This window comes from Marinobacter pelagius, from assembly GCF_003315345.1.
GTDB lineage: Bacteria > Pseudomonadota > Gammaproteobacteria > Pseudomonadales > Oleiphilaceae > Marinobacter > Marinobacter pelagius_A.
The window spans coordinates 22,617-49,536 of the sequence record NZ_QNRO01000019.1; the positions used below are offsets into that span (position 1 = coordinate 22,617).

Consider the following 26,920-nt stretch of genomic DNA (forward strand, 5'->3'; position numbering starts at 1 on the left):
AGTAGGTAACAAAATGGAATTCGAGAAACTGTTGCGGCTGATGGTGGAAAAGGGCGGCTCGGACCTGTTTATCACGGCAGGCGTGCCGCCGAGCATGAAGGTCAACGGCAAGGTTCTCCCGGTCACCAAGAATGCCCTGACCCCGGAACAGACCCGTGAACTGGTCTACGGGTCGATGAACGACAAGCAGCGCGCGGAGTTTGACGCCACCCACGAGTGCAACTTTGCCATCAGTGCCCGGGGTATCGGGCGTTTCCGGGTCAGTGCCTTCTTCCAGCGCAATCTGTGTGGCATGGTGCTGCGGCGGATCGAGGTCAAAATTCCGCAGATTGATGACCTCTCCCTGCCGGAAGTCATCAAGGACCTGGCCATGACCAAACGGGGCCTGATCATGTTCGTGGGCGCCACTGGTACCGGTAAGTCTACCTCCCTGGCCGCCATGCTGGGACATCGCAACCGGAACAGTCGCGGTCATATCATTTCCATCGAGGATCCGATCGAATTCGTGCACCAGCACCAGGGTTGTATCGTGACCCAGCGCGAGGTGGGGATCGATACCGAGAGCTTCGAGGTGGCCCTGAAAAACACCCTGCGTCAGGCCCCTGACGTGATCCTGATCGGTGAGGTGCGGACCCAGCAGACCATGGAATATTCCGTGCAGTTTGCCGAGACCGGTCACCTGTGTCTGGCGACCCTGCACGCCAACAACGCCAACCAGGCGCTGGACCGTATCATCCAGTTCTTCCCGCCCGAGCAGCACAACCAGATCTGGATGGACCTGTCCCTGAACCTGAAAGCCATCGTGGCCCAGCAGCTGGTGCCCACTCCCGATGGCAAGGGGCGCAAGGCAGTAATCGAGGTGCTGATCAATACCCCGCTGGTGTCGGACATCATCCGCAAGGGTGAGGTGCACAAGCTCAAGGAGCTGATGGCGAAATCCGGCGAGGCGGGAATGCAGACCTTCGACCAGGCACTGTACAAGCTGTACTCCGAAGGCTCGATCACCTACGAGGACGCCCTGGCCCATGCCGATTCGGCGAACGACCTGCGCCTGATGATCAAGCTTGGCGCCGATTCCGCCGGAGCCGATCAGCTCTCCACGTCGGTGGACAAACTGTCCATCCAGGATGACTGAACCACGATTCATGCCTTCAGACTAAAGTCGTAAGTAGTTAGGGCCTCGAACCAGTAGTTTTGGCATTTGAGGCCCTTGGCCCGTGCTGCGTATACTCCGCCCCGAATCAATCAAGGAGATACCATGCACAAGAATACCAACGCACTCGTAAAGGCAATCCGCCTTGCAACCCTGGCAGCTCTTGCCGCGCCAGCCAGCGTCATGGCGGGTGGTTTCTCGCTCAACGAACAAAGCGCCAGCGCCATGGGCGTGGCTAATGCCGGTGCCGCCGCCAATCCCGAGAATGCGACCACCGTGCTGTTCAACCCGGCCGGGATGAGCCAGCTTTCCGGGATGAACGTTTCCTTCGGTGCCGCGGTTCTGGATATTGATGCCGAGGCGAAAGAGGGCACTACCTCGGCAACCAACCAGCTCGACCTGCCAGTTACCGGCACTACAGGCGGAGACATTGCGGATCCTGCGGTCCTCCCCAATTTCTACTATACCCACGAGATCAGTGACACCATTGACGTCGGGTTTGGGATCCATGCTCCGTATGGCCTGGCCGCTGATTACGACAATGACTTCATCGGTCGGTACTTCGCGGACAAAACGGAGCTGACCGCGATTGCTTTCAGTCCTTCGATTGCTGTCAATAACGGCAAAGGGCTGTCCATGGGGGCCACACTGAATATCATGTACGCCGAGGGTCGTTTGTCTAAATTCCAGGACATTCGGGGTGGAGTTTACCAGCAGGGAGTTCAGCAATACCTGACGGCTAACAATCTCAACAGCCTGGACGAGTTGCCGGCTGCTGCCCGGCAGCAGGTGCAAGACCAGGTCAGTCAACAGACCGCGGCACTCGCTGATGCCTACGAGGCGAATTTCGGCGCACCCTACGCTGACATCGAGGGTGACGATATCGCGATGAACTTCCGCGTGGGCTTCCTTTATGAGCTCTCGGATAGAACCCAGGTTGGCCTCACGGCTCAAACTGGTACAGAGTTCAACCTCGAAGGAGACATAGAGCTATCCGGGTATCCCGTGCCAAATCCGGAATCCCCGATTGGAGTGTCTCCCACTACCCTGACGGAAGAGGTTCGGGTGCCATTGGCAATTCCCGAAAGCGCTACCTTCGGTGTTCGCCACCAGTTATCTGATTCTTTTACCCTTCTTGCTGGAGCGACCTATGCGCGGTGGAGTCGTTTCGAAGAATTGGATATTTACAGCCGGGAGGGTGATTCAGGCGAGGTCTCCAGTGCAATCGGTCGCACTGGAGACGCACCTATTACTCACATTACTGAAGAGTGGAAAAACACCTGGCAGTTCAATGTGGGCGGCATCTGGCAAGCCACACCGGAGTGGGCCCTGAAAGCAGGGTACGCGTGGGACGAGTCTCCGGTCGATAACTACGTCACTGCCCGGATTCCGTCAGAGGACCGTCACTGGCTGACCCTTGGTACCCAGTGGAAAGATGTTCAGAGCGGCTGGACCGTCGATGCCGCGGTTGGGACGCTCATTTTCGCAGACGATGCGAAAGTGGATGACAGGGAATACAGTCACGAGGATCCCACCGGTGAGCCGGTCAGCGCAGCAAGCTACCAGGGTGAATACGACCTGAGTGCCTGGAGTGCCTCAGTCCAGGTCAGCAAAGCCTTCTGATCTCGCTTTCAATCGGCACTTTGTGTGAGGCTGGCGGCCAGCGCCGTCAGCCGATCACCTGGCCCCGGTAGATCACCTGCTTCTTCCTTGCAGGCATTCCGCCATCCTGCGCTCCCTCCTCAGTCGATCTCGCGGGCCGATCATCGGCAATCGCCTGACCGCGATACATTCGCCTCGGATTTTCGTCGTCCGTGTTCCCTGAGTCCTGCTGCAATTGCGGTACCTGTGCCTTGAGCGCTTCCCACGTCCGGACCAGGTGGCCGGAGCGGCTTTTGCCCGCATAGTCTGCCAGTTGCTGTTCAAGATGCTGTTCGGTGAGATGAAGTTTGACCCCGAACTCGGAATGAATAAGCCGGCGGCACTGGTGTACCAGTTTCAGCAGGCTTGGGTTAAGGAGCCACTCTCTCTCGGATGCCAGAGTATCCATGGTTACGGCCTCGGAATGTATGTCACAACCAGGTTGCGGTTCGGTATGGCCCGAATCCGGCAACCGACACCGTTTTCGATGCGAATTTTGTGCCGTTCTTCGCAACATACCCTGTAGGCCACCAAAACAGCGGGTTCTCTGGGGCAGTGATGGGGCTGAAGGCCGGTTGTTAAAGTGGTTGCAGTGTCACTCGGCGGTGCAAGAGTAGGGAGTTTGCCCCGTTTTGGGGTAGGGGAGCCGGCCGGGACGGTTCCCGGCCGGCTGATCAGACAGAAATCAGTGGGCTTCGTCCCAGTTGTCACCGACTCCGGCATCCACCACCACGGGAATGGCCAGTTCCGCCGCCGCTGACATCCGTTTAACCAGCCCGTCCCGGACCTTATCTAGGGCGGATTCTTTTACTTCGACGATCAGTTCGTCGTGAACCTGCATGGTCATGCGGGCCTCGTCCGCATGTTCATTACGCAGCCAGTTGTCGACTTCGATCATGGCCCGCTTGATGATATCCGCTGCGGTTCCCTGCATCGGCGCGTTGATCGCTGTGCGCTCCGCCGCCTGTTGCATCTGCTTGTTGCGGGCATTGATTTCGGGCAGGTACAGGCGACGACCGAACAGGGTTTCCACGAAGCCATCCTCGTGGGCCTGTTTGCGGATGTTGTCCATGTATTTCAGCACGCCCGGGTAACGCTCGAAATAGCGGTCGATGTATTCCTGGGCCAGTTTCCGTTCCACGCCCAGTTGTCGTGACAGCCCGAACGCGGACATGCCGTAGATCAGACCGAAGTTGATGGCCTTGGCGCTGCGGCGCTGATCGGAGCTGACCTCTTTGAGACTGACGCCGAATACCTCTGCCGCCGTGGCCTTGTGGATGTCCTCGCCATGTTCGAACGCGTTGATCAGGCCCTCGTCGCCGGACAGATGGGCCATGATCCGCAGCTCGATCTGGGAGTAGTCCGCGGCCACCAGCTTGTAACCCTCCGGCGCAATAAACGCCTGGCGGATGCGCCGGCCCTGTTCGCTGCGGATGGGGATGTTCTGCAGGTTGGGCTCCGACGAGGACAGCCGCCCCGTCGCCGTGACCGCCTGGTGATAGGATGTATGCACACGCCCGGTGCGATGGTGGATCAGTTCCGGCAGGGTGTCGGTATAGGTCGACTTGAGCTTGCTCAGACTCCGGTGCTCGAGGATCAGCCGGGGCAGTTCGTGCTCGTGGGCCAGTTCCTGCAACACCGGCTCGGCGGTTGATGGCGCGCCCTTTGGTGTCTTTTTGATGACCGGCAAGCCCAGCTTGTCATAGAAGATGGCCTGCAGCTGCTTGGTGGAGCCCAGGTTGAAGGTTTCTCCGGCGACCTCGTGGGCTTCCTCTTCCAGTTCGGCCATGCGTTCGGCCAGCTCCTGGCTGTGCTGCCTCAGCACGCTGGCGCTAATCAGGGTGCCCCGTTGCTCCATGCGGGACAGTACCGGCACCAGCGGCAAATCGATCTCCCGGTAGACCGAGTCCAGTTTGCCGATTTCCCTGAGCCGGGGGCCCAGAGTCTGGTGCAGGCGCAGGGTGATGTCGGCGTCCTCGGCGGCATAGGGGCCGGCCTTTTCCAGATCGATCTGGTTGAAGGTCAGCTGTTTGGCACCCTTGCCGGCAATGGATTCGTAGGTGATGGTCTGTTCGCCAAGGTACTCCCGGGCCAGGCTGTCCATGTCGTGACGGGTGGCTACGGAGTTATAGACATAGGACTCCAGCATGGTGTCCTCGGCAATGCCTTCCAGGTTGATGCCGTGGTTGGCCAGTACGTTCTTGTCGTACTTGAGGTTCTGGCCCACTTTTTTCTGTTTCGGATCCTCCAGCAGCGGCTTGAGTTGCTCCAGAACCTCGTCGCGGTCCAGCTGTTCCGGTGCGCCCATGTAGTCGTGGGCCAGTGGGACGTATGCGGCTTCGCCGGCCTCGACTGCGAAGGACACGCCTACAATCTCGGCGTCGATGTACCGCAGGCTGGTGGTTTCCGTGTCAAAGGCGAACAGGTCGGATGCCTTCAGGCGCTTGATCCAGTCATCCAGTTCGTCCTGCTCGGTGATGACGCTGTAACGCTTTTCCTTCGGGGTGGCGGGGGCGTTGTTGTCAGTTTTTCCCTCCGCATCGCTTTCACTTTCCAGTTCGTTCACCCAGTTACGGAACTCGTATTCCTTGAACAGGTTCAGCAGCTGTTCGTCGTCCTGCTCCCGCAGCTTGAGGTCTTCCAGGCCGAAATCGAGATCGACATCGGTCCGGATAGTGGCCAGCTCCCGGCTCAGGGGCAGGGTGTCGATGGCTTCGCGCAGGTACTCGCCGATCTTGCCCTTGATTTCGTCCGCATGCTCGATGAGGTTGTCCAGATCCTTGTAGGTCTGCAGCCATTTGACGGCGGTCTTCGGGCCGCACTTGTTCACGCCCGGGATGTTATCCACCTTGTCGCCCACCAGGGCGAGGTAGTCGATAATCTGCTCCGGCGTGACGCCGAACTTTTGCACCACGCCTTCGCGATCCATCCGGGTCTCGGTCATGGTGTTGATCAGGGTGACATGGTCACTGACCAGCTGCGCCATATCCTTGTCGCCGGTGGACACGACCACATCAATGCCCTTGCTGGTGGCTTCGTCGGCCAGGGTGCCGATGACGTCGTCCGCCTCCACTTCCGGAACGATCAGAAGGGGCAGGCCCATGGCGCGGACGATCTCGTGAATGGGTTCAATCTGCATGCCGAGGTCTTCCGGCATGGGGGGGCGGTTGGCCTTGTACTCCTCGTACATCTCGTGCCGGAAGGTTTTGCCCTTGGCATCAAAGACCACCACCATTTTCGAGCCGGGAAAATCCTGCTCCAGGCGCCGGATCATGCTGATAACGCCCTTGATAGCCCCGGTCGGGTGATTCTTGCTGTTGGTCAGAGGCGGCAGCGCGTGATAGGCGCGGAACAGATAGGATGAGCCGTCGACGAGCACCACGGGTGGGGTCTTTTTGTCATTCATATAAATACGGATCCGGATTCTGATTGAAGCGTTGGTTGGCTTGTGCAACTCTGTAATGAACTGGAATTGACGAAAGGGTATCACGAAAATGAAGCGAATCGCTTACCCCGCCATACTGCTGTTTGGCCTGCCACTGGCAGCAGTGGCCCAGGAAGAGGGGGCACTCGACCAGACCCCGGTGGAGACTCCGAAAGAGCCGGTGGTGGTGACCGATTACCAGCCGGAGGCCGAAGGGCCGGCCATTGTTATCCGTCCTGGTGAAAACGAGGTGTTCTACGAGTACCGGGTGAACGGCCAGCTTATGGAAATCAAGGTGGTTCCTGAAGTGGGGCCCGAGTATTACCTGGTCCCTGCCGATGGCGGTGGCTGGATCCGGGAAACCGAATCGGATCTTCTGGTGCCTAGCTGGGTACTGTTCCGCTGGTAACCGGTTTTTAGTATGAACATTCTAATTTTTGCCCGTATCTTGGTCAGTGAGATCCAAAGAAGGCCCGTGATTTAAGCGGTTAGCGGGCCTGGCGAATGTTCACGAAACCAAGGAGAGTCCATCATGGGTAAACTCAAGTCTTACCAGGAACAGATTCAGGAAATCGTCGAGAAGGGTATCAACGCCGCGGAAGAGCAGCAGAAGAAAATCACTGCCAAGCCGTTCGAGTACGCCGAGAAGCTGGAATCCGAAGCGCGCGAGTACAGCGTCAAGAACCTGCGCAAGCGCTACGATGGTTACAGCGAGAGCCTGTTTGAGCAGCTGCGTAGCCTGAACTCCCGTTTCGGCAACTTTGCTGCCGAACTGGTGGCCAAGCTGGAGAAGGAAGCTGCTGAAAGTGCGGAAGCGGTCTCCGAAGCTGCCGAGGACGTGTCCGATGCGGCCCAGGAAGCCAAGAAGAGCGTTGAGCCGAAGAAGCCGGCCGCTCGCAAGACCACTGCCCGCAAGAGCACCAGCTCCGCAACTGCCAAGAAGAGCACTGCCTCTGCTTGATCGGAGTTGCCATGAAGATGGGGTCAGATGAAAGTTTTCATCTGACCCCTTTTTACTTCTGACCCCATTTTCATATCTGGCCTTAGTGCTCTTTAGCCAATTCCAGCGGCAACGTCCGTTCCTTGCCGGTAATCACTTCCAACCGCTCAATATCCGCCCGGTAGTTCTTTTTGAGCTCCGTAATCTCCTTGCGCTGGCTGGCGATATCCCGCTCGATTTCCTCAATCTGGGATTCAAGCCGGTGGATCTTGTTCAAGGTGGCCTGCGGAATGTCACGGCCTGCGCGCTCCATATCCGCGGCACGGCTCTGCTCGTTGTTGAGCTGGGATGAGATCACCTGGATGTTGCCGCGCTTGAGCTGGATCAGGCCATTCATTTCCCGCACCTTCCGGTGCATGGCTTCAACTGCCTGATCCGGGTGGCTATAGCGTCTGAGCAGTAGTTCGTCCTGCTCGCGCTGGCGTTCAAGCTCCTGTTGGCGTTTTTTCTCGGCCTTGCGGGCTGCAATCTCTTCTTCGGTCGGCGCCGGCGGGACGGTTTCGACCACCCGGCCGTTGCTGTCCAGGATGTCGTAGCCCCGCTTGGTGGCTTCCTGGGGAATGGTGTTACTGATTACTACCTGGCCCTGTGCGTCGGTGTAACGATACATCTGGGCATATGCCGGCAGTGAGGCGCCCATGGCCGCTACCAGCAGCAATGCCGAGAAATACACAGACAGACGATTGCCCATCAGTCAGACTCCGTATTGATCACGGTAATCGGCTACCTTGTCCGCGTGACCGGCAAACTCCGGGTTTGCCTTGAGGTAGTCGAGTACCTGTTCCAGGCGAATGATACTGACCACCGGAATGCCGAATTCCTTTTCCACTTCCTGGATGGCCGAGAGTTCGCCGTTACCTTTTTCCTGTCGATCGAGGGCGATCAGTACGCCTGCCGGCTCGGCACCTGCAGCCCGGATAAGGTCAATGGACTCACGGATGGCGGTGCCGGCGGTGATGACGTCATCCACGATCAGCACTTTGCCTTCCAATGGTGCGCCGACGATGTTGCCGCCCTCACCATGATCTTTCTTTTCTTTGCGGTTAAAGGCAAACGGTTTGCTGTTACCTTCTGTAGCCAGGGCCATGGCGGTAACCGTGGCCAAGGGAATGCCCTTATAGGCAGGGCCGAAAATGATGTCATAATCCAGCCCGCTGCGGCTGATAGCGGCGGCATAGGCTTTGCTTAGTTGCAGCAGGTCGTTTCCGGTGTTGAACAGTCCGGCGTTGAAAAAGTACGGGCTGGTGCGGCCGGATTTGAGTGTGAACTCTCCAAAACGCAACACGTTCCGCTGGATGGCGAATTCGATGAAATCTTGCTGATAGTCGTGCATGACAAGGCTTCTGGCGGGTGTGGATCTTTAATTAGTGCGTAAAAACGGTATCATACACACAAACCGAATCAGGGAACACGTATGCGGGTAGTATCAATCAGCGTCAATGGTCTCGCCCAGGCTGTTGATAAGGGCTTTTTTGACTGGCTGGCCGACCAGGACGCTGACGTGGTTTGCGTTCAGGATCACCGCATGCGCGCTTACGAGATTGAAGACTACAATCTCATCCCCGAGGGCTACGAAGCCTATTTCATTGACGGCGAGAAGAACGAGCACGGCGGCGTCGGCATCTATACCCGTCATTTTCCCAAGGCGATCATGTACGGCTTCGCCAATGAGCAGGCGGACCGGGAAGGGCGTTTCCTGCAGGCAGACTTCGACAAGGTCTCTGTAGCCTGTGTGCTGGCACCCTGCGCGCTCGGGCGTGAGGAAGAGCTGATCGGTGAGGATGACCTGACTGTCCTGGACCACAAGGACGAGTTCATGGATGCCTTCGGTCTGCACATGCAGAAGACTCTGCGCAAGCGTCGCCAGTTCATCTTCTGTGCCAACCTGCAAACCGCCCATCATGTGACGGATGCCTCTCCGCTTTATCACAAGTTCGATTTCTCCGGTTTCCTGCCCCATGAGCGGGCGTGGCTCGATCGGCTGTTTGATGAGATGGGCTGTATTGATGCCTTCCGTGAGGTGAACAAGCAGAGCAATCAGTTTACCTGGTGGCCGGAGCAGGCTGAGGGTGCCCGTCGGAATGCCGGTATCCGGGTGGATTATCAGTTGCTGACGCCGGGAATTCGCAAGACTATCCAGGATGGCTGGATTGATACTTCAACCCGGTTCTCGGATCACGCGCCGGTGATCATGGATTACGACATCGAGATCGGTTTTTAAGTCCCGGTTCTGGGGAAGGTCCCCATCACGACAACCATTCCCCAGAACCGCTACGAGCACATCCATGTGCGCTTGTTTCCGGCCGTCCATGGCCTCCAACATTCTGGGGAATGGTTGCCGCAATGGCTCCCCAGAATCTTGAATTAGCCTTCCAACGCTGTTTTCTGGATTTCAAACAACTGCTCGATGCCCCGTTTTGCCAGGGTCAGCATGCTGTCCAGTTCTGACTGTTCAAATGGTGCGCCTTCAGCCGTTCCCTGGATTTCGATGAAGCCACCCCTGTCGGTCATGATGACGTTCATGTCGGTTTCGGCCTCGGAGTCTTCAGGGTAGTCCAGATCGACTACCGGCGTTCCCTTGTAAACACCTACGGAAAGTGCCGCCACCATCTGCTTGAGCGGGGAGGCTTTAATGCGCTTTTCCGCCACCAGGTAGTTCAGAGCATCCACCAGGGCGACGCAGCCGCCGGTGATTGCCGCGGTGCGGGTGCCGCCGTCGGCCTGGATGACGTCGCAGTCGACGGTGATGGTGTGTTCGCCCAGGGCGGAGAGGTCGACGGCAGCGCGCAGGGAGCGGCCGATCAGGCGCTGGATTTCGACGGTGCGTCCGCCCTGTTTGCCGCGGGCGGCTTCCCGGCCCATGCGGCTGCCGGTGGAGCGGGGCAGCATGCCGTATTCGGCGGTGATCCAGCCTTTGCCTTCGCCGCGGAGGAAGGGAGGTACCTTGTTTTCGACGGAGGCGGTGCAGATCACTTTGGTGTCCCCGAATTCCACCAGCACGGAACCTTCGGCATGGCGGGTGTAGTTACGGGTGATTCGGACGTCTCTGGGTTGCTCGGGCGTTCTGCCGCTTGGTCGCATAGTGTGTCCTGTAGTTGAATCTGAATGTCCGGACTCGGGTCCGGGCGGGGGTAATGAAAGGACAGCGAGTATAACACGCTCACCGGATAACACAGGTGGATCGTTCCTGCCTCTTTGGTCGGGTTCGCCGCAACTGTTAAGAGCCTGTTAAACTCCGGTGATCTGCCAAACATGATGATTGGAGCCGATATGATCCGGAGTATGACTGCCTTTGCCCGGAAGGATGCCCGTGGAGACTGGGGCACCCTGACCTGCGAGATTCGCACCGTGAACCATCGTTACCTGGAGCCGTCGTTCCGGTTGCCGGAAGCGTTCCGGGAACTGGAAAACAAGTTTCGGGAGGGGCTGCGCAAGGGCCTGAAGCGGGGCAAGGTGGACATCTCCATGCGGCTTCAGTCCGCCGAGAACACCGCCCAGAGCTTCGAGGTCAGTGACGAGATGGCGAAAGCGGTGAATGACGCCGCCAACCATATCAACCGGATGCTGGATAACCCGGCCCACATCAGCGCTCTCGATATTCTTCGCTGGCCCGGTGTGCTGTCGGTGCCGGAGCAGGACTACAGTGCCGCACGGGAGGCAGCGGCAGAGCTGTTTGCCGATACCGTGGCTGAGCTGGTTACTGTTCGTGAGCGGGAAGGGGAACGGCTGCGTCCTTTGTTCGAGGACCGCCTGGAGACCATGGCCAGGCTGGTGGCGGATGTTCGCGCCCGGATGCCGGAATTGCTGGAAGCCCAGGAGCGTAACTTGCGGGAACGGTTCGAAAAGGCCGGTGTGGAGCTGGATCCTGACCGGATCGCCCAGGAAATGGTCATGTTGGCCCAGAAAAGCGATGTGGCCGAAGAGCTGGATCGCCTCGATGCCCACATCGGCGAAGTTTCGGATACTCTGAAGCGGGATGACGCGATTGGCCGTCGCCTGGATTTCCTGATGCAGGAGCTGAATCGGGAGGCCAATACCCTGAGCAGCAAGAGCATCGATGCCGATGTCACGCGTGCAGCTGTGGACCTCAAGGTGCTGATCGAGCAGATGCGGGAGCAGGTGCAGAATATTGAGTGATGTTCTTGGGGGTTCGACGTTGTTCTTGATGGCATTATAAATCAAATAGTTATGTAATTTTGACGCTCATAATGTTCGTGTAAGTTCTGCCAAGTTTGGGTAGTGATGGGTAGTAGATTGGGGAGTATTTTCTCGCTATATTGTATCGGCGAGATTGTACTCCCCAATTTTTTTAAGGCAGGAAAGTGGGCAAGCTACACGACAAGACCGTCAAGAAACTGATCAAAGAGAAGCCATCCGTGCGGCATGCCGATGGCAATGGTCTCTACCTCATGACCCCGAAGCGCGGCGATGCCTACTGGATGCTGCGCTATACCACCCCAGCTACCAAGCTCCGGCGCGAATACACCATCGGCAAGGTGGACGACTGGTCATTGGCCGACGCCCGTGATGAGGCGGCGAAGCTGAGGTTGGCGATCAAGCGTGAGGGTGCTGACCCGGTTCAGGAGCGGCAGAAGGTCAACCAAAACCCCTTCAAAACGCTCAATGACCTGTACGCGGACTACTACGAGCTTCGCAAACGAGAAATCGCGTCCCACCATAAAGAGAATAGCCTGTACGAGCGTGAGGTCGCCTGGCGCATCGGAAAGGTGGAACTTGAAAAGATCCGACCAGTGGATATCAGTGAAATCCTGCGGGACGTGGCCACTGGCTATGACGACAATAAGCCCCGCCCAACCCTATCAAATGATTTGATGCGCCTGCTGAGGAACCTGTTTGATCATGGCATCAAACTGGACGTCACCAGGTTCAATCCAGCCTCGCCATTCCGTCCCAGGGACGCCGGCGGGGAGGAGAAGGCCGCCAACTACCCAATGAATGAAGACGAAGTCACCGAGTTCTTCACCAAACTCCGGGTGATTCCGGCGCAGTTCAGCCGTGAAAACTACCTGGCCTGTGCTTTGTTGATTGCGACCTGTACGAGAAAAATGGAGCTGCTGGCAGCGCCTTGGTCGGAATTCGATCTGGAGAACCGTATCTGGTACCTGCCCGAGGAAAGGACCAAAAAGAGAAGGGCCATCGATATCCCGTTGGCGGAGCCCGCCGTGGAATGGCTGAATGAGCTGAAGGTACGTTCCTGCGGTAGTGAGTGGGTATTTCCAGCTCGCAGGATCAGTAAAAAAGCACGGACGCCGTTTGTGTGTGAAAACACGCTGAACCATGCGCTCAAGAAACTCTTTGAGAAAAAGTTCTTTTCGTTCGACAAGCGCCGCGTCCACGATCTGCGTGGCACGGCCAGGACGAAGCTGGGCAAGCTTGGTTTTGATGACAATCTGGCTCAGCGCTGCCTGAATCAACTGCCCGGCAACCGGACGGACCGGGTTTATAACAAGCATGCGTACTTTGAAGAGCGAAGAGCGGCTCACGAGGCGCTCTGCGAGTGGCTGGCGCCCATCGTGAGAGGTGAAGTCAGCTCTGGAGGGTAAAGGGGCCAGATCAGGCCCCTTGTTGCTCAATCCAGGCCAACAGATCCGACAGGCGCCAGGCCACTGAGTTGCATCCCAGCTTGAGTCGTGCCGGAGCCACTCGCTTTCGTTCCAAGGTCCACCACTGCGTCCGGCTGACGGCTGTAATCGCTCGACGGTCCGACTCCCGAACCAGCCGCTCACACTGTCCAGAACGAGCCAGCAGCTTGGCGCGCACCTCCTCCGAAGGCGGACTGAAGGTCTTGTTACTCATTCTCCGTTACCTCCGAATCAACACTGGGATAAGTGGGAAACTGGGAAAGTCCATCTCCATCCGGTAGCGCTTCCCAATACGCCTTGATGCGATCAGGCCACAGGGCGAAAAAACGCTCCGATCGATCCCGTAGCTTGATTTTCATGGTGCCACGGCTCTGTTCATTGGTTTCCAGGAAATCTCTCTGGATCAGCGGCTCAATTTCCCGGGTGTATCGACTTCGAAGGCCAAGCTCCTTGATAAGAGTATTTTTGGGTATCAGCCACTGCGTCTCACCGGCCACTTTGCGTCGCAGACCAATTGCTCTTCCGTAATCCCCCCGCTCTATGTCAACGAGACGGTGATTCCATTTGTAAATAGCATCGCGAAGGCGGGCCAACAGGCGGTACTCCTCCGAATTGAAGATGTGACCCCGGCTCCGAAGCCAGGCTCCAACGACTTGGTGTACTGCTCGAACCGACTCCGCTTCCGTCCAGGGGAGGAGATAGTTCCGACATGCCAGGCATAGTGCAGCGGTGATCAGTGCGAACCGCCTGATCACTCGGACGACTTGCGAAGCCATATGAGGGGTCTTCCATTGCTCCGTCAACCGGGCAACCTCATTCTGGATGTAGCTGGGTAGGTCATTCACATCTTCTGTAAGACGCTCGAGCCAGTGCCGGAACAGTGTGCCGTGGTAGTGCCCGGTACGGCTTTTCAACGTGTCCACGAACTCTTGGGCACTGTTGAATCCATGCAACTTGTCAAAGGCTCCAAACCTCCCAAAAATCGGAATCTCGACAAGTCGGGTTTCTTGGCCGGCTTTAACCGACTTGCCTATTTCCTGAAATACTTCCGATAGCCATACCTCACCGGTACTTAAAGCCAGAGTTCGCCAGTGCGTTTGTGCAGTAAGGTCCCCTGATATATTCGCACGCAACTTACTGGCACCGGTCATTATATGATACGTCGCTACATCGACATCTTCCGGGCGCGCCAGGCCAATTTCATCCAATGCCAGCAACATGTCATTGTGCTCAGCAGCCACGGCTGCCAAGCCATTGGCAGTCGATACCCAGTTCCGCACAAACGTTGGTGCACCACACACGCTCGCGGCCGCCTGCAGTAGTGTCGTTTTACCGCTGGAGCTATTGCCGCCGAAGTGAAAAGCCCCATTTTCAATCTCCGCATGCTTCAGCAGTGGTGCCGCAAGGGCTACCCCAATGCTGAACATCGCCAGCGGGTTGCCCTCACACAGCTTCCCCACTTGAGCTTGCCAATCCTGGAGAGAACCGTTTTCCTGAAGTAGAGGGGAGGTTGATAGCTGCCCGACGAAGTAGTGCTGCTCATCCGCCTGACCTGCCGTCCAGCTACTCGTCGCGAAGATGGGGCCGTGCCAACCTGTACGGTCGACGGTTGTGGCCGGCGGCGCCTTTGCCATTTCCTCAAGCAGGTAGCGTTGTAGTCGTGCCCAACTGATATTGCCAGGCTCCAGCGGATAGCCGCTGTCCACGAGCAGCTCCCGTATCTGTCGGGCGTTATCGCCGTTCAGGTTGCGCGCATACACCACCTCGCGGAGCAGGACGTTGTCCATATTTTTCCACTGCAGCAGCGCACCGTGACCGTGCTTCTTGTTGGAGAGTCGGGTTCTGGCAATAACCTCAATCCATCCACCAACTCTTTGCCATTCATCAGAGCTGAAGCAGTACAGGCCAGAGTCTCTCAATTGAAATTTCATTTGCCCCTCCGTCACAACCGATCCAGCCAGTTTCTAACATCCTGGATCCGAAACCTGACGGCTCGACCTTGCGGGTTTGGCTTGATGGGGGCGGGGAAGCGACCTGATCGGACGTATCGACGTAGCGTGGCTTGCGATAGCTGAGTGACGGCGCACACTTCTTCGTATGTGAGCAAGCGCTCGTTGGTCTCGCTAGAAAACATGTGTTTCATTATCTACTCCTGGTTCGTTGATTAACGGCAGGAGTGATTATTAGTAATCAGGAGTCAGGACCAGAACCGTGAAATTGGCCATTTTGGGCGCAAAGAGAAAAAAATTATAACTAGATGAAATTAAAGGTTAACTTCTGTCATTAAGGCGATTTTCATGGGAGCCTCATCGGTTTACGAGCAAAATCTGGCGAAATGTAAGCAATCGCTGTTACCCGCCACCATCACGGCATCATTTTGTGAAGCGGTAATGCGCATTGACTTTCACATGTGAAAGTCAATGCTGGACGTGATCAAAACAGCCTCTTAAAGAGCCTTTTCGAGGCCCTGTTATTTTACGGGGCATGTCCATATCACAACGGGGCTCCAAAAGGTCTCTTCCAAGCCCTTTGTAAGTGCCCCGAGGAAGTAGCGGGAATTGTCGTAGCGACGACAGTCAGTCCGGTTCCATCAAGCCACCGGATACCGGTGTTTTCACTGAGGTGGGAGGCCAGGGTCCCAAATAAATAATGGAGCGCGGATCCTTCAGCCCATGCGAGCTATTTCATGGCGCGTGGGAGCGCAGCGGCAAAGTCCCAAATCAGGTAGTCACGTGGACAGGAATTGGAAAGGTCCCATGGCTTGGAGGAAGGAATCTGCCTCCGCCCCCGCCTTTGTGTCCAAAAAGGACAAAAGCACATGGCAGCTCAAAGCACTCGACGGATTACGATTGTTGGCAAATCCATAGCGAGGAGCCAGCCATGAGCAAACGAATGACTCACCAGGAAATCTGCGAAGAGTGGGAGGCGGTCAGCCGAGCCCAAAATGTGAACCACCAACGTGGTATCAAAGCCGCCATAACGCAATGCCGTCAGTTTCTGACGGCGATTCACCAGCAAGCGGACGTGGAGCAAGCAAGGTACCGCTATCTGGCGCAGCGGCTCTGTGATCACTTCTGGTCCCACAACATGGCTCATCGTACCGACAAGACACCCGGCTATCCCGGGCACTTCGGCTGCCGCGTTCGACTCAGAAAAAGAAAACTGGAATTGTCCTGGTACTACAACCGCTTTATCCCGAAGAAGAGTGGCGAGGGCCGATCAGTTTTCAGTGAGTACATCCGCAAAGAAGGTCGGTTCCGCTATCACAAACCGGCCTTCACGCGGGCACAGGACTGGGAGAAACCGCTCATCATGGAAACTGAGGACGGTTTTGAAATGTTGCGAAGGCTCAATGCCAACCAGGCGGAGCTTTGTCGAATCGTGCGGAAAAGCGAGCGCCTCCTGAAAAATCTGGAGGAGCACCTCGGTGGACTGAAGGAGGCGACCAGCGGGAGTTCAAGCCCCTCCAACGAGGAGGGATGAGGGCTGTTGGCGGTAAAAGGCATGCCGCTCACACCGCAGGTGTTGATTGCGTGGGGCTATTGATGGGATCGCCCAGATTTCAGGTGGCTATATATGCCGTTCTTTGCTGGTCTATCCGGGTCAAATCGGTTGAATGCAGCGTGGTACCTCTATATATTGATCAGTCAATGTAGTGTAGGGCTGTTCCGCCCATGAGACCGTGCCGCCTCAGATAAGGTGGCAACACCATCGCCCATAGGAAGCGAAAACATGGCCGAGATGGAAGATCGCTGGTTATCCGTAGACGAAATTGGCAAGCACCTCGGTGTCAGCAATGACACCGTGTACCGCTGGATCGACAAGCACGCAATGCCCGCCCACCGCATGGGGCGATTTTGGAAGTTCAAAAAAGTCGAAGTGGATGAGTGGGTCAAGGGCGGTGGAGCCGCTGAGACGAGCAAAGGTGAGCGTTCCGAATGACCCAAGGCCGGTATCGCATCTCCTTCACGTCCGGCAGCCTGTATCACCGCGAATCGGTGAAGTTGGCCGAGCTGTACCTGTCGCTCCGTGACTGGGAAGATGTGCGGACTCAAGCTCTACATGACAACCTGCTACAGGCCAGAACAGAAAGCACGGCAAAGCGCACCTGTAGAGAGGCGATTGCACGCCTGAAGACGTTGACCGAAAGCGAACTGACTTTCCTGGCCGAGGCAAACCACCAGGACCAGGCTCACCTTCTGTGGGTTGCCGTGTGCCGCCTGTACCGCTTTATCGCGGACTTTGCGGTGGAAGTGCTACACGAACGGTTTGTCGCGATGAAGCTGGATCTCAGTTTTGAGGATTTCGATGCCTTCTATAACCGTAAATCGGAATGGCATGACGAACTGGATAATGCCAGCGCCTCAACGCGCGATAAATTGCGGCAGGTCCTGTTCAGAATGCTGCGGGAGGCAGGGTTGTTAGCTAAGGACAAAACCATAAACGCAGTTCTGCTCAGCCCCAGGCTGGTTGAGTTGCTGCGTCAGAACAATCCTGACGAGTTTTTCTACTTCCCAGTCTATGAATCCGATATCAGGGGGATGTCAGCTTGAAAAAGGACATTGCCAAAATGCCGATGCAGGAGCGACTACAGCACCTGTTTAGCGTGGTTTCCGGCCAGCGGTTCCTGAACAAACAGGGACTGGGTAATGAAGTGCCTTTCTTCATCTGTCCCTACCGGCCTGAAGAAGCGGTCGAGATGGAGCGTCTTCAGCGGCAGTTGGTTAACCGGCTGGAGCAGGCGGGCATCCGGATCCTGAGTATCAATCTGTACGACCTGGCCGTCGATATTTTGAAAGAAAGAGACATCTGGGAGCAGGTGTTGGAGCTCGAGCCCACGGTCTCAAAGGATCAGCTGAAAGAACTGCTACAGGGAGTGCTGGACCCGGAAGCCCATTTGGTGCCCGCTATTGCGGCAAAACTCCAGTCCGTTGAGTTTGACGTGCTGTTTCTCTCAGGGGTGGGCGAGGTTTTCCCCTACATACGCTCCCATAACGTGCTCAACAACTTGCAGAGCACCGCCAAAGACCAGCCAACGGTGATGTTCTTTCCGGGGTCCTATACCCACTCGCTGGAAACCGGTGCATCGCTGGATCTGTTCGGCAGGCTGCATGACGACAAGTACTACCGTGCGTTCAACATCTTTCATTACGAAGCCTGAGCGGACGATACGATTCGAGGCGTAATCATTAAGGGAAAGTACAATGACATTGAAGAATATTTTTCTAAAGCCCGTTGACCGCCCCATTGAAGGCGTTATCAAAGCCGACGATGAAGCCAGTCTTCGCCTCGAAATTGAAGAATACGTACTGACCAACGAAGTCGAGAAACGCCTCGAAGAGTTCCTGGACGCCTACAATAACTACGAAGGGGCGAACGGGGTCTGGGTATCCGGCTTCTTCGGCTCAGGTAAGTCGCACCTCCTCAAGATGCTGGCCCTTCTGCTTGAAAACCGGGAGATGGACGGTGCTACTACCCTGGACCTGTTCCTTCCCAAGTGCAGTGAGAATGAAATTCTCCGGGGCGACCTGAAGCGAGCTGTCTCAATTCCGGCGAAGAGCATTCTGTTCAACATCGACCAGAAAGCCGATGTCATCAGCAAAACCCAAATCGATGCGCTTCTGGCCGTGTTCGTTAAAGTCTTCGACGAAATGTGCGGCTACTACGGCAAACAAGGGCACATTGCCCAGTTTGAGCGCGATCTGGACGGCCGTGGCCTGTACGAACAATTCAAAGCCGAGTACGAGACCATCGCCGGCCGCCCCTGGCAGAAAGGCCGGGAGCAGGCCCTCCTGGAAGGCGCGAATATCGCCAAAGCCTACGCCGCTGTGACCGGTGGCGACCCGCAGTCGGCAGCGGGCATTCTGGACAAGTACCGCAGCGAATACCGAGTTTCGATAGAGGACTTCGCGGACAATGTGAACACCTATATCGAGAAGCAGGCAAAAGAGGGTGGCCACAAAGAGTTCCGCCTGAACTTCTTTGTGGACGAGGTTGGCCAGTACATTGCCGACAACACCAAGCTGATGACCAACCTGCAAACCATTGCCGAGAGCCTCGCCACCAAGTGTCGTGGGCGGGCCTGGATTATCGTCACCGCCCAGGAAGAAATGAAAAACGTGGTTGGCGAAATGGGCAAGCAGCAAGGCAACGATTTCTCGAAAATTCAGGCACGGTTCAATAACCGTATGAAGCTGTCCAGTGCGGACGTGGCGGAGGTCATCCAGAAGCGCCTGCTAACCAAGACCGAAGAAGGCGTCAATCAGCTGTCGGACGTCTATCACGCGCAGGCAAACAACTTCAAAACCCTGTTTGACTTCGCGGATGGATCGGCCACCTACCGGAACTTCCGGGACAGGGACCACTTCATCCACAGCTACCCCTTCGTCCCCTACCAGTTCGCGCTGTTTCAATCGGCGATCCAGAATCTGTCGCAGCACAACGCCTTCGAGGGTAAACACAGTTCTGTCGGTGAGCGCTCCATGCTGGGTGTTTTCCAGCAGGTGGCCATCCACATCGGCAACCATGAGGTGGGCCAGCTGGCCACCTTTGACCTGATGTTTGAAGGCATCCGCTCTGCACTGAAATCACAAATACAGCGGGCGATTATTCAGGCCGAGAACCATCTCGATAATGCCTTCGCTATCCGGCTGCTGAAGGCCCTGTTCCTGGTCAAATATGTCAAGGAATTCAAGCCCACGGTGCGCAACCTTTGCGTGCTGATGCTGGATGCCTTCGATCAGGATCTACCGGCACTTCGCACCAAGGTCGAAGAAGCCCTGAGCCTTCTGGAGCAACAGACCTACATACAGCGCAACGGCGACCAGTACGAGTACCTGACGGACGAGGAAAAGGACGTCGAGCAGGAGATCAAGAACACAGAGGTTGAGTCATCGGACGTTGCGGACGAGCTGGAAAAGATCGTTTTCGACTTTGTTATAAAACAGCGCAAAATCCGCTATGACGCCGGCTCCTCCCAAAACCAGGGGCAGGACTACTCCTATTCGCGCAAACTGGATGATCGTCTGCATGGGCGTGAATACGAGCTCTCGATCAATGTCATCAGCCCGTTCCACGAGCATACTGACAACGAGCAAATGCTACGCACAGCCTCGACCTACAAGGCGGACGAGCTGTTCGTGCTCATGCCGTCGGACGAGCGCCTGGTGCGCGATCTGCTCATGTTCAAGCGCACCGAGAAGTACATCAAGCAGAACATTTCCGTTACCCAGCAGGAAGCCGTTAAGCGGATCCTGAATGACAAGGGCTTCCAGAACCGTGAGCGCGAGGCCAGGCTCCGGCAGCAGGTTCAGACCCTCATGGGCAAGTCCAAGTTGCTCATTGGCGGCGCCGATGTGGAAGTGGCGAATGAGGACCCCCAGACGCGCATTATTCGGGGCTTCCATGAGCTGATTTCACGGGCTTACCCCAACCTCCGCATGTTGCGCGGCGTTTCCTACACGGAAAACGACATCAGCAATTGCCTCAACCGTACAGACGATGGCCTTTTCGGTAACGACGCCACGGCCCTGGCAGAATCCGAGCAGGAAGTGCTGGCGTTCATTCAGAGCAACAATCGGGGCGGTGTCCGCACCACCCTCAAGAGCCTGCTGGAAAAGTTCGAACGCAAACCCTACGGCTGGTATTACGCCGCGATTCTCTGCACCCTGGCCAACCTTTGTGCCCGTGGCAAGGTGGAAGTTCGTCTCGACGGTAACATCCTGGAGGACAGCGAGCTGGAGCGCGCCCTGCGTAACACTCACGGCCACGGCAACGTGGTGCTGGAACCACAGATTGAGTTCACCGCCTCTCAGGTCCGAGCCCTCAAGTCGTTCTACGAGGACTTCTTCGACAGCCCGCCCCGCAGCAGCGAAGCCAAGGCCCTGGGTAAAGAGGCCGGCGAAGCCTTCCAGGACATGTACCACGACCTGGATCGGCGGATAGCGCAGGTCGATCAGTACCCGTTTCTCAATGCCTTGAAACCTGCCCTGGTGACGCTGAAAGAGGTCGCCGGAAAGCCCTACACCTGGCACCTGACGGAATTGGGCAAGCAGGAAGACCAACTGCTGGACCTGAAAGAGGATGTCATCGATCCCATCCGCAGGCTTATGGGCGGCTCACAGAAAGACATCTACAACCAGGCTCGGTCCTTCCTGCAGAGTCAGGAGCCCAACTTCATCTATGTGTCCGGGGACGAGATCGAGCAGATCCGCACCATCCTGAACGACCCTAACTGCTACAAGGGGAATCGCATTCAGCAGCTCAAGGGCCAACTGGATAGCCTGCAGGAGCGCATCGATGAGAAAGTGCAGCAAACCCGAGCTCAGGCAGAAACCTCCCTGAAGACCATGCAGGAACGCATGCAAAGCATGGACGAATACCAGTCCCTGCCGGAACCGCGCCAGGATGAGCTCAATAAACCGTTCCGGGATCTGGTCGATTACATCGGACAGGAGCGCCTGATTGCTGTGATCAAGGACCGGACCCGGTACTTTGAAGAAGAGGGCTACCAGAAGCTGCTGGGCAAAATGGTGGCGCTGGCCAATCAGAAATCAGCACCGGCAGACGACCCCGATCAGCACCCAGGTAGCCAGAGTGAAGACCAGAGTGACGGGGGGACTCCCGAGGTCAAGGAATCGGCAGCCGACTACGTTCACACTCGCAACCTCCGTGTCGCGTTCGACAAGGCCTGGCTGGCCAACGAGGGTGATGTGGACCGGTACCTGAATGCCCTGCGCGAGGCCCTGCTGGTTGAAGTCCAGCAAGGCCGAAAGGTCCAGATCTAAGCGTGCCGAACCGTCTAACCGGTCGATGTTGGGGATAGCCATGCACGAAGCCGAACAGGAAATCCAGACGCTCATTCGCGGCGGCGAGAGCCTCGCCGTCGAGTTCAAGAGCGACGTCAAAAGCCTGCCGGACCGGGATCTGGTGGCCGCGGTGGTGGCCCTGGCCAACACCGAGGGCGGCGACCTGTTCCTGGGCGTTGAAGACGATGGCACCCCAACTGGGCTGCATGCCAACCACCGCAACCTCGCCGGCCTGCCCGCACTGATTGCCAACAAGACCATTCCCTCGCTGGCCGTGCGCGTTGAGGCCCTGGAGCTGGAGGGGCAAACTATTGCCAGGATCCAGGTTCCCAAGTCCCGGCAGCTGGTGTCGACCTCGGATGGCCTGCTGCAACGTCGGCGCCTGAGAATGGACGGCACTCCGGAGGCCGTGCCCTTCTACCCCCATGAGTTTGTTCAGCGCCAGTCCAGCCTGGGAGTAACGGACCCCTCGGCCTTGCCGGTGGAAAACCTGGCGGTTGAGGATCTGGACCCGATTCAGCGGATCCGCATCCGCAACGCCATCAAGAAATACGGCGGCGACCAGAGCCTGACGCCCCTGGCGGATGATGAGCTGGACGGCGCCCTGGGGCTGACCGTGAACGTGGGAGGCCAGCGTCACCCCACCGTGGCAGGGCTGCTGCTGCTGGGGAGCGACATGCAGCTCCGACAACACCTGCCCTCCCACGAGGTAGCATTCCAGGTGCTGCGCGGTACCGATGTGCTGGTCAATGAGTTCTACCGCAAACCGCTGCTGGAGACCTTCGAGGAGGTCGAGGTACTGTTCCGCGCCCGGGTGGAAGAAGAGGAGATTCAGGTCGGACTGTTTCGCGTGCCCATCCCCAACTTCGACCGCCGGGCCTTCCGGGAAGCCTTTGTGAACGCCCTGGTTCACCGCGACTACAGCGCCCTGGGCGCCGTGCACGTCAAACTGGACGATGACGGCCTGAGCATCAGCAATCCCGGTGGTTTTGTGGAGGGCGTCAACCTGGACAACCTTCTGGTGGCTGACCCTCGCTCCCGTAACCCCTTGCTGGCTGACATTATCAAGCGCATCGGCCTGGCCGAACGCACGGGCCGAGGCATCGACCGGATCTTCGAGGGCATGCTCCGCTACGGGCGCACTGCACCCGACTACTCCATGTCGTCCGCTCACACCGTCTCCGTGCGCATGAGCGCAGCGGACGCGGACGCCGAGTTCCTGCGCATGATCGTCGAGCGCGAGGAACAGACCGGCGCCGCCATGCCAATCGACAGCCTGATTATCCTGTCCCGGCTGCGCAATGAGCGGCGCTTGAGAACGGCGGACTTGGCCAAGTCGGTACAGAAGCCGGAAACCGTGGTCCGGGGCACCCTGGAGAAACTGGTGGAAGCCGGCATGGTGGAAGCCCACGGAACCGGCAAGGGCCGCACCTACACCTTGGGCGCCAAGGTATATCAAGGGGCGGGGCAAAAGGCCGCCTATGTACGCCAGGCAGGGTTTGATCCTATCCAGCAAGAGCAGATGGTCATGAGCTTTATTGATACGCACGGCAGCATCAAACGTGCTGACGTGGTTGAGCTGTGCCATATCAGCCCGGATCAAGCCTACAAGTTGTTGGCCAGATTGAAGAAAAGGGGAGAAATCGAGCAACTAGGCGAGCGTAAAGGGGCTATTTACAAGCGCACGCGTTAATTTATGCGCTCAGCGTAAATATATACGCTCATTTATGCGTCAGCGTATATCGCTCGGTCACGATCAAAACCAAGGCATGAATCGATGGAAACCGCAAAACTCAGAAAATTCGCTCAGTTCGCCCGCCGCAGCCTGATTGAACAGGTCGGCGCCAAGCTAAAACTGGTATTGGCCGAAGAAAGCCCCGCCCGGCGGGAAAGCTCATCGGCCATCAAAAAGCTGGAAGAGGCGATAGCCGAGCAGGGTAAAGAGCAGGTTGTCGAGCGGGTGGCGTATATCTGGTTTAACCGGCTCGTAGCCCTGCGGTTTATGGACGTGAACCGATATAACCGCATTGGCGTGGTCTCGCCTGCCGAGGGGCAGTTTCAGCCCGAGATCCTGGCGGATGCCAAGATGGGCCATATCGATGAAGAGATGGTCGTGGAAAATACCCGAAAACGGGTCTTCGCCCTGCTCGATGGCAAAATGCCCAGCCAGGATCCACAAGGGGAAGCCTATCGCTTACTGGTCGTAGCCGCCTGTAACTATTGGTACAGCGCAATGCCGTTCCTGTTTGAGCGCATTGACGATTACACCGAGCTTTTGATGCCGGATGATCTGCTCTCCGGCAACTCAATTCTGGCCTACACCCGCGAGGCCATGACGCCGGTTGCCTGTGAGGATGTCGAGGTGATCGGCTGGCTGTATCAGTTCTATATCTCCGAGAAGAAAGACCAAGTATTCGCCGATCTTAAGAAGAACAAGAAGGTTACTCCCGAGAATATCCCTGCGGCAACCCAGCTGTTCACGCCGCACTGGATTGTTCGGTATCTGGTGGAAAACTCGCTGGGACGCCTCTGGATGCTCAACCGTCCCAACTCTGGCTTGATCGAGCAGATGGATTACTACATCAAGCCGGAAGAGCCCGAGACCGACTTTTTGCGGATCAGTAGCCCGGAAGAGATCAAGATCTGTGACCCGGCCTGCGGCTCGGGACACATGCTGACGTATGCCTTCGATTTGCTGTATGCCATTTACGAAGAGGAAGGCTACGAACCTGGTGATATTCCGGCCAAGATTCTGACTCACAACCTCTATGGTGTTGAGATAGATGAGCGTGCCGGCGAGCTCGCCGCCTTTGCGCTAAGCATGAAGGCACGGGCTAAGCAGCGCCGGTTTTTCCGGAAGCCGGTGCAGCCGAATGTTGTCGTTCTGGAGAAGGTCACCTTTACTGACTCCGAGATGCAAGATGTAGCTGCTCTTGTGGGTAAAGATTTTTTTACTGAAGAACTGCGCGAGACGCTAAGGCAGTTTGGGCAGGCGAGAAACTTCGGCTCATTAATCGTGCCGAGGTTGCGCGAACCGGCCGAGATGCTGCGAGTGATTGAAGCTCGGGATTTTGGCGGCGATCTGCTGCTGAAGGAGGTGCAGGCGCGTGTCGTTTCCGTGTTGCGCATGGCTGAGGTTCTTTCCCAAAGATATCACGTAGTAGTGGCGAACCCGCCTTACATGGACATCAGCAGCGCGAATCAAGAGCTGAAAGCATGGGCTCTCAAAGAGTTTCCCGATAGTTCCGCGAATCTCTTTGCTCTCTTTATGGAGCGAGGGCTTCAGTCTTCACTGCGCTTCGGTATGCTGGCTATGATAAATATGCAGGCATGGATGTTTCTGTCATCATTTTCAAAGTTGCGCCGAAAGCTCCTCAGTGAAAACACACTGCTCTCGATGGTCCATCTTGGTGAAAATGCGTTCGATGCTATTGGCGGAGATGTAGTTTCGACCACCGCGTTTGTATTTGCTAACGCAAAAATCCCAAACAAGAAGGCCGAGTTCCTTCGGCTAGTTAATGGCAAAAGCGAAGCTGAAAAAGAATGTGAATTTGCGACTGGTAAAGATAAGCGCTGCGCTCCCTACTACTTTGTCGCGGAAGTAGACGATTTTTCTAAGCTCCCAGGCGCTCCATTATCCTACTGGGCAAGCAATGAACTTCGAGAAACATTTGCCAATTCAAAAAAACTCAGCGACTTTGCAAGCCCAAGGAAAGGGATGGTTACAGCTGATAATCCTAGGTTTATTAGACTGTGGTTTGAAGTTGAGCATTCAAAGTTTGCTAAGGGCTTGCCGGACCGACAGGCGGCACATGCCTCTGGAGCTAAATGGTTCCCATATCTTAAGGGCGGACCTTTTAGACGCTGGTACGGCAATGTCGAACATGTCGTCAACTGGGAAGACGATGGTTACGAACTTCTAAATATGAGGGGTAATGGCTATAAGGTAGGGTCAACTAACCACAACCTTGAGTACATCTTCAAGCCAGCGCTTTCGTGGACAAAGATTACCACCGGTTTAGTTAGCTTTCGCTCTACTGGAGAGGGATTCCTATTTGACGACGCATCCGGCCTTTGCCCGATACACGATCCATCACTGCAGGCGCAGTTCGCTGCTTTGCTTAACTCGCCAGTTGTGTACTCAGCACTTGGGGCTTTGAACCCAACACTCAATGTAAACCCCGGAAATCTTGCGGACATTCCAGTGTCCGTGCCAACTGGGGCTGGAGCAATTGCTGATAATTGTATTTCAAGAGCCAAACTCGATTGGGACATCTACGAGACCTCGTGGGATTTCACCACTATCCCACTGCTCTCGTTCACTCAACGCACGGATTCTCTGGAAGCCAGCTATGCCAGCCTTCGCAACCATTGGCGAGAGGCGACTCAGGAACAGCAACGTTTGGAGGAGGAAAACAACCGCATTTTTATCGACGCCTACGGCCTGCAGGATGAGCTGACACCAGATGTACCGCTGGAGGAGGTCACTCTGACCTGCAACCCCCACTACCGCTACGGGAACAACAAGAGTGAGGAGGCGCTGGAGGCGCTTCTACTGGCTGACACCATACGCGAACTGGTCTCCTATGCCGTAGGCTGTATGTTCGGTCGTTATTCTCTGGAAGAACCGGGGCTGATCCTGGCCAATCAGGGCGAGACCATCGAGGACTACCTGAAGCGGGTTCCGGAGCCGAGTTTTCCTGCAGACGATGACAACGTCATCCCCATGCTAGATGGCGACTGGTTCACCGACGACATCACCGAACGCTTCCGTGAATTCCTGCGCATCGCCTTTGGCGAAGAGCACTATGAGGAAAACCTCCGCTTTGTCGAGCAGGCGCTGGGCAAGGACATTCGCAAGTACTTCCTGAAGGACTTCTACAACGACCACGTGCGTCGTTACAAGAAGCGGCCCATCTACTGGTTGTTCTCCTCACCCAAAGGCTCATTCAACGCGCTGATCTATATGCATCGCTACCAGCCACACACCGTGGGCACGGTGTTGAAGTACCTGCGCGATTTCAAAGACGAGAAGCTAAAAGCCCGGAAAAACCATCTGGAGGCCCTGAGTATCAGCGCCGGGGCCTCCCAGGGTGAGAAGACCAAGGCCCTGAAAGAGATCGAGAAGATCAACAAAACCCTCGCCGAGCTGGATGACTACGAGCGGGATGTGCTCTACCCACTGGCCACCGAACAGGTGGAAATTGATCTCGATGACGGGGTGAAGACCAATTATCCGAAATTTGGCGAAGCTTTAAAGAAGATTACCGGCCTCTCTGGCTAGGAGCACAG

General features: G+C 56.6%; 22 protein-coding genes. 14 read left to right on the forward strand and 8 right to left on the reverse strand.

Annotation, left to right across the window (positions count from 1 at the left end):
* Positions 1–13 precede the first annotated feature (13 nt).
* Together DET50_RS14855 and DET50_RS14860 are read left to right on the forward strand one after the other, a co-directional pair.
* On the forward strand, positions 14–1,135 hold the full coding sequence (locus tag DET50_RS14855) for a PilT/PilU family type 4a pilus ATPase (protein WP_113863592.1): 1,122 nt from the start codon (positions 14–16) through the stop codon (positions 1,133–1,135).
* A gap of 123 nt (positions 1,136–1,258) precedes the next feature.
* The gene (locus tag DET50_RS14860) at positions 1,259–2,776 is read left to right on the forward strand and encodes an OmpP1/FadL family transporter (protein WP_113863593.1); all 1,518 of its coding nucleotides are present in this window, start codon (positions 1,259–1,261) and stop codon (positions 2,774–2,776) included.
* 46 nt (positions 2,777–2,822) lie between these two features.
* On the opposite strand, the gene DET50_RS14865 is transcribed toward DET50_RS14860, so the two are convergent.
* Entirely contained in the window at positions 2,823–3,203 is a 381-nt protein-coding gene (locus DET50_RS14865; RefSeq protein WP_113863594.1) for a hypothetical protein, read from the reverse strand.
* A 276-nt stretch (positions 3,204–3,479) separates the two neighbouring features.
* Entirely contained in the window at positions 3,480–6,200 is a 2,721-nt protein-coding gene (gene polA / locus DET50_RS14870; protein ID WP_113863595.1) for a DNA polymerase I, read from the reverse strand.
* 88 nt (positions 6,201–6,288) lie between these two features.
* Here polA and DET50_RS14875 point away from each other — a divergent pair, with 88 nt between their 5' ends.
* Together DET50_RS14875 and DET50_RS14880 are read left to right on the forward strand one after the other, a co-directional pair.
* Positions 6,289–6,627, forward strand: a complete 339-nt coding sequence (locus DET50_RS14875; RefSeq protein ID WP_113863596.1) for a DUF2782 domain-containing protein — start codon at positions 6,289–6,291, stop codon at positions 6,625–6,627.
* A 123-nt stretch (positions 6,628–6,750) separates the two neighbouring features.
* Complete coding sequence (locus DET50_RS14880) at positions 6,751–7,179, forward strand: hypothetical protein (protein ID WP_113863597.1); 429 nt, start codon at positions 6,751–6,753, stop codon at positions 7,177–7,179.
* A gap of 82 nt (positions 7,180–7,261) precedes the next feature.
* Here the strand turns inward: DET50_RS14880 and DET50_RS14885 are convergent, their stop codons facing one another.
* Complete coding sequence (locus tag DET50_RS14885; protein ID WP_113863598.1) at positions 7,262–7,909, reverse strand: DUF4124 domain-containing protein; 648 nt, start codon at positions 7,907–7,909, stop codon at positions 7,262–7,264.
* A gap of 3 nt (positions 7,910–7,912) precedes the next feature.
* Positions 7,913–8,551, reverse strand: coding sequence for an orotate phosphoribosyltransferase (gene pyrE, locus DET50_RS14890; RefSeq protein ID WP_113863599.1), 639 nt, complete (start codon positions 8,549–8,551; stop codon positions 7,913–7,915).
* Positions 8,552–8,632: 81 nt separating this feature from the next.
* Between pyrE and DET50_RS14895 the strand changes: the two genes are divergently transcribed.
* Complete coding sequence (locus DET50_RS14895; RefSeq protein ID WP_113863600.1) at positions 8,633–9,439, forward strand: exodeoxyribonuclease III; 807 nt, start codon at positions 8,633–8,635, stop codon at positions 9,437–9,439.
* A 143-nt stretch (positions 9,440–9,582) separates the two neighbouring features.
* Here DET50_RS14895 and rph read toward each other — a convergent pair whose 3' ends face one another.
* Positions 9,583–10,299: a ribonuclease PH gene (gene rph / locus DET50_RS14900; RefSeq protein WP_113863601.1), complete on the reverse strand. Its 717-nt coding sequence runs from the start codon at positions 10,297–10,299 to the stop codon at positions 9,583–9,585.
* A 189-nt stretch (positions 10,300–10,488) separates the two neighbouring features.
* Here rph and DET50_RS14905 point away from each other — a divergent pair, with 189 nt between their 5' ends.
* Positions 10,489–11,355: a YicC/YloC family endoribonuclease gene (locus tag DET50_RS14905; RefSeq protein ID WP_113863606.1), complete on the forward strand. Its 867-nt coding sequence runs from the start codon at positions 10,489–10,491 to the stop codon at positions 11,353–11,355.
* A gap of 185 nt (positions 11,356–11,540) precedes the next feature.
* The gene (locus tag DET50_RS14910; RefSeq protein ID WP_113863602.1) at positions 11,541–12,782 is read left to right on the forward strand and encodes a tyrosine-type recombinase/integrase; all 1,242 of its coding nucleotides are present in this window, start codon (positions 11,541–11,543) and stop codon (positions 12,780–12,782) included.
* Positions 12,783–12,792: 10 nt separating this feature from the next.
* On the opposite strand, the gene DET50_RS14915 is transcribed toward DET50_RS14910, so the two are convergent.
* From DET50_RS14915 to DET50_RS14925, 3 genes are read right to left on the reverse strand one after another with little or no spacing between them, the layout of a single operon-like run.
* Positions 12,793–13,035: a helix-turn-helix transcriptional regulator gene (locus DET50_RS14915; protein ID WP_023008356.1), complete on the reverse strand. Its 243-nt coding sequence runs from the start codon at positions 13,033–13,035 to the stop codon at positions 12,793–12,795.
* On the reverse strand, positions 13,028–14,752 hold the full coding sequence (locus tag DET50_RS14920) for a DUF927 domain-containing protein (RefSeq protein ID WP_022987608.1): 1,725 nt from the start codon (positions 14,750–14,752) through the stop codon (positions 13,028–13,030). Before DET50_RS14920 ends, DET50_RS14915 begins: the two co-directional genes overlap by 8 nt.
* Positions 14,753–14,763: 11 nt before the next feature.
* Positions 14,764–14,964, reverse strand: coding sequence for a helix-turn-helix transcriptional regulator (locus tag DET50_RS14925; protein WP_022987609.1), 201 nt, complete (start codon positions 14,962–14,964; stop codon positions 14,764–14,766).
* A gap of 737 nt (positions 14,965–15,701) precedes the next feature.
* On the opposite strand from DET50_RS14925, the gene mobI reads away from it, so the two are divergent.
* The 7 genes from mobI (at position 15,702) to pglX (ending at position 26,912) form a co-directional block, all read left to right on the forward strand.
* Positions 15,702–16,304 (forward strand): conjugative transfer protein MobI(A/C), encoded by a 603-nt coding sequence (mobI, locus tag DET50_RS14930; protein WP_023011724.1) that lies wholly within the window; start codon positions 15,702–15,704, stop codon positions 16,302–16,304.
* A gap of 249 nt (positions 16,305–16,553) precedes the next feature.
* Positions 16,554–16,763, forward strand: a complete 210-nt coding sequence (locus tag DET50_RS14935; RefSeq protein WP_008174223.1) for a helix-turn-helix domain-containing protein — start codon at positions 16,554–16,556, stop codon at positions 16,761–16,763.
* Positions 16,760–17,374 (forward strand): DUF1819 family protein, encoded by a 615-nt coding sequence (locus DET50_RS14940; RefSeq protein WP_022988852.1) that lies wholly within the window; start codon positions 16,760–16,762, stop codon positions 17,372–17,374. Before DET50_RS14935 ends, DET50_RS14940 begins: the two co-directional genes overlap by 4 nt.
* A gap of 17 nt (positions 17,375–17,391) precedes the next feature.
* Complete coding sequence (locus DET50_RS14945; RefSeq protein ID WP_011784100.1) at positions 17,392–17,982, forward strand: DUF1788 domain-containing protein; 591 nt, start codon at positions 17,392–17,394, stop codon at positions 17,980–17,982.
* A 43-nt stretch (positions 17,983–18,025) separates the two neighbouring features.
* The gene (gene brxC / locus DET50_RS14950) at positions 18,026–21,607 is read left to right on the forward strand and encodes a BREX system P-loop protein BrxC (protein WP_113863603.1); all 3,582 of its coding nucleotides are present in this window, start codon (positions 18,026–18,028) and stop codon (positions 21,605–21,607) included.
* Between the two features lie 40 nt (positions 21,608–21,647).
* On the forward strand, positions 21,648–23,321 hold the full coding sequence (locus DET50_RS14955; protein ID WP_022992170.1) for an ATP-binding protein: 1,674 nt from the start codon (positions 21,648–21,650) through the stop codon (positions 23,319–23,321).
* An 84-nt stretch (positions 23,322–23,405) separates the two neighbouring features.
* The gene (gene pglX / locus DET50_RS14960) at positions 23,406–26,912 is read left to right on the forward strand and encodes a BREX-1 system adenine-specific DNA-methyltransferase PglX (protein ID WP_113863604.1); all 3,507 of its coding nucleotides are present in this window, start codon (positions 23,406–23,408) and stop codon (positions 26,910–26,912) included.
* Positions 26,913–26,920: the final 8 nt, after the last annotated feature.

Bases quoted from the DNA above. Each gene is read 5' to 3' on its own strand.
- DET50_RS14855 (WP_113863592.1), top strand. From the start codon at position 14: ATGGAATTCGAGAAACTGTTGCGGCTGATGGTGGAAAAGGGCGGCTCG.
- DET50_RS14860 (WP_113863593.1), top strand. From the start codon at position 1,259: ATGCACAAGAATACCAACGCACTCGTAAAGGCAATCCGCCTTGCAACC.
- DET50_RS14865 (WP_113863594.1), bottom strand. From the start codon at position 3,203: ATGGATACTCTGGCATCCGAGAGAGAGTGGCTCCTTAACCCAAGCCTG.
- polA (WP_113863595.1), bottom strand. From the start codon at position 6,200: ATGAATGACAAAAAGACCCCACCCGTGGTGCTCGTCGACGGCTCATCC.
- DET50_RS14875 (WP_113863596.1), top strand. From the start codon at position 6,289: ATGAAGCGAATCGCTTACCCCGCCATACTGCTGTTTGGCCTGCCACTG.
- DET50_RS14880 (WP_113863597.1), top strand. From the start codon at position 6,751: ATGGGTAAACTCAAGTCTTACCAGGAACAGATTCAGGAAATCGTCGAG.
- DET50_RS14885 (WP_113863598.1), bottom strand. From the start codon at position 7,909: ATGGGCAATCGTCTGTCTGTGTATTTCTCGGCATTGCTGCTGGTAGCG.
- pyrE (WP_113863599.1), bottom strand. From the start codon at position 8,551: ATGCACGACTATCAGCAAGATTTCATCGAATTCGCCATCCAGCGGAAC.
- DET50_RS14895 (WP_113863600.1), top strand. From the start codon at position 8,633: ATGCGGGTAGTATCAATCAGCGTCAATGGTCTCGCCCAGGCTGTTGAT.
- rph (WP_113863601.1), bottom strand. From the start codon at position 10,299: ATGCGACCAAGCGGCAGAACGCCCGAGCAACCCAGAGACGTCCGAATC.
- DET50_RS14905 (WP_113863606.1), top strand. From the start codon at position 10,489: ATGATCCGGAGTATGACTGCCTTTGCCCGGAAGGATGCCCGTGGAGAC.
- DET50_RS14915 (WP_023008356.1), bottom strand. From the start codon at position 13,035: ATGAGTAACAAGACCTTCAGTCCGCCTTCGGAGGAGGTGCGCGCCAAG.
- DET50_RS14920 (WP_022987608.1), bottom strand. From the start codon at position 14,752: ATGAAATTTCAATTGAGAGACTCTGGCCTGTACTGCTTCAGCTCTGAT.
- DET50_RS14925 (WP_022987609.1), bottom strand. From the start codon at position 14,964: ATGAAACACATGTTTTCTAGCGAGACCAACGAGCGCTTGCTCACATAC.
- mobI (WP_023011724.1), top strand. From the start codon at position 15,702: ATGAGCAAACGAATGACTCACCAGGAAATCTGCGAAGAGTGGGAGGCG.
- DET50_RS14935 (WP_008174223.1), top strand. From the start codon at position 16,554: ATGGCCGAGATGGAAGATCGCTGGTTATCCGTAGACGAAATTGGCAAG.
- DET50_RS14940 (WP_022988852.1), top strand. From the start codon at position 16,760: ATGACCCAAGGCCGGTATCGCATCTCCTTCACGTCCGGCAGCCTGTAT.
- DET50_RS14945 (WP_011784100.1), top strand. From the start codon at position 17,392: ATGCCGATGCAGGAGCGACTACAGCACCTGTTTAGCGTGGTTTCCGGC.
- brxC (WP_113863603.1), top strand. From the start codon at position 18,026: ATGACATTGAAGAATATTTTTCTAAAGCCCGTTGACCGCCCCATTGAA.
- DET50_RS14955 (WP_022992170.1), top strand. From the start codon at position 21,648: ATGCACGAAGCCGAACAGGAAATCCAGACGCTCATTCGCGGCGGCGAG.
- pglX (WP_113863604.1), top strand. From the start codon at position 23,406: ATGGAAACCGCAAAACTCAGAAAATTCGCTCAGTTCGCCCGCCGCAGC.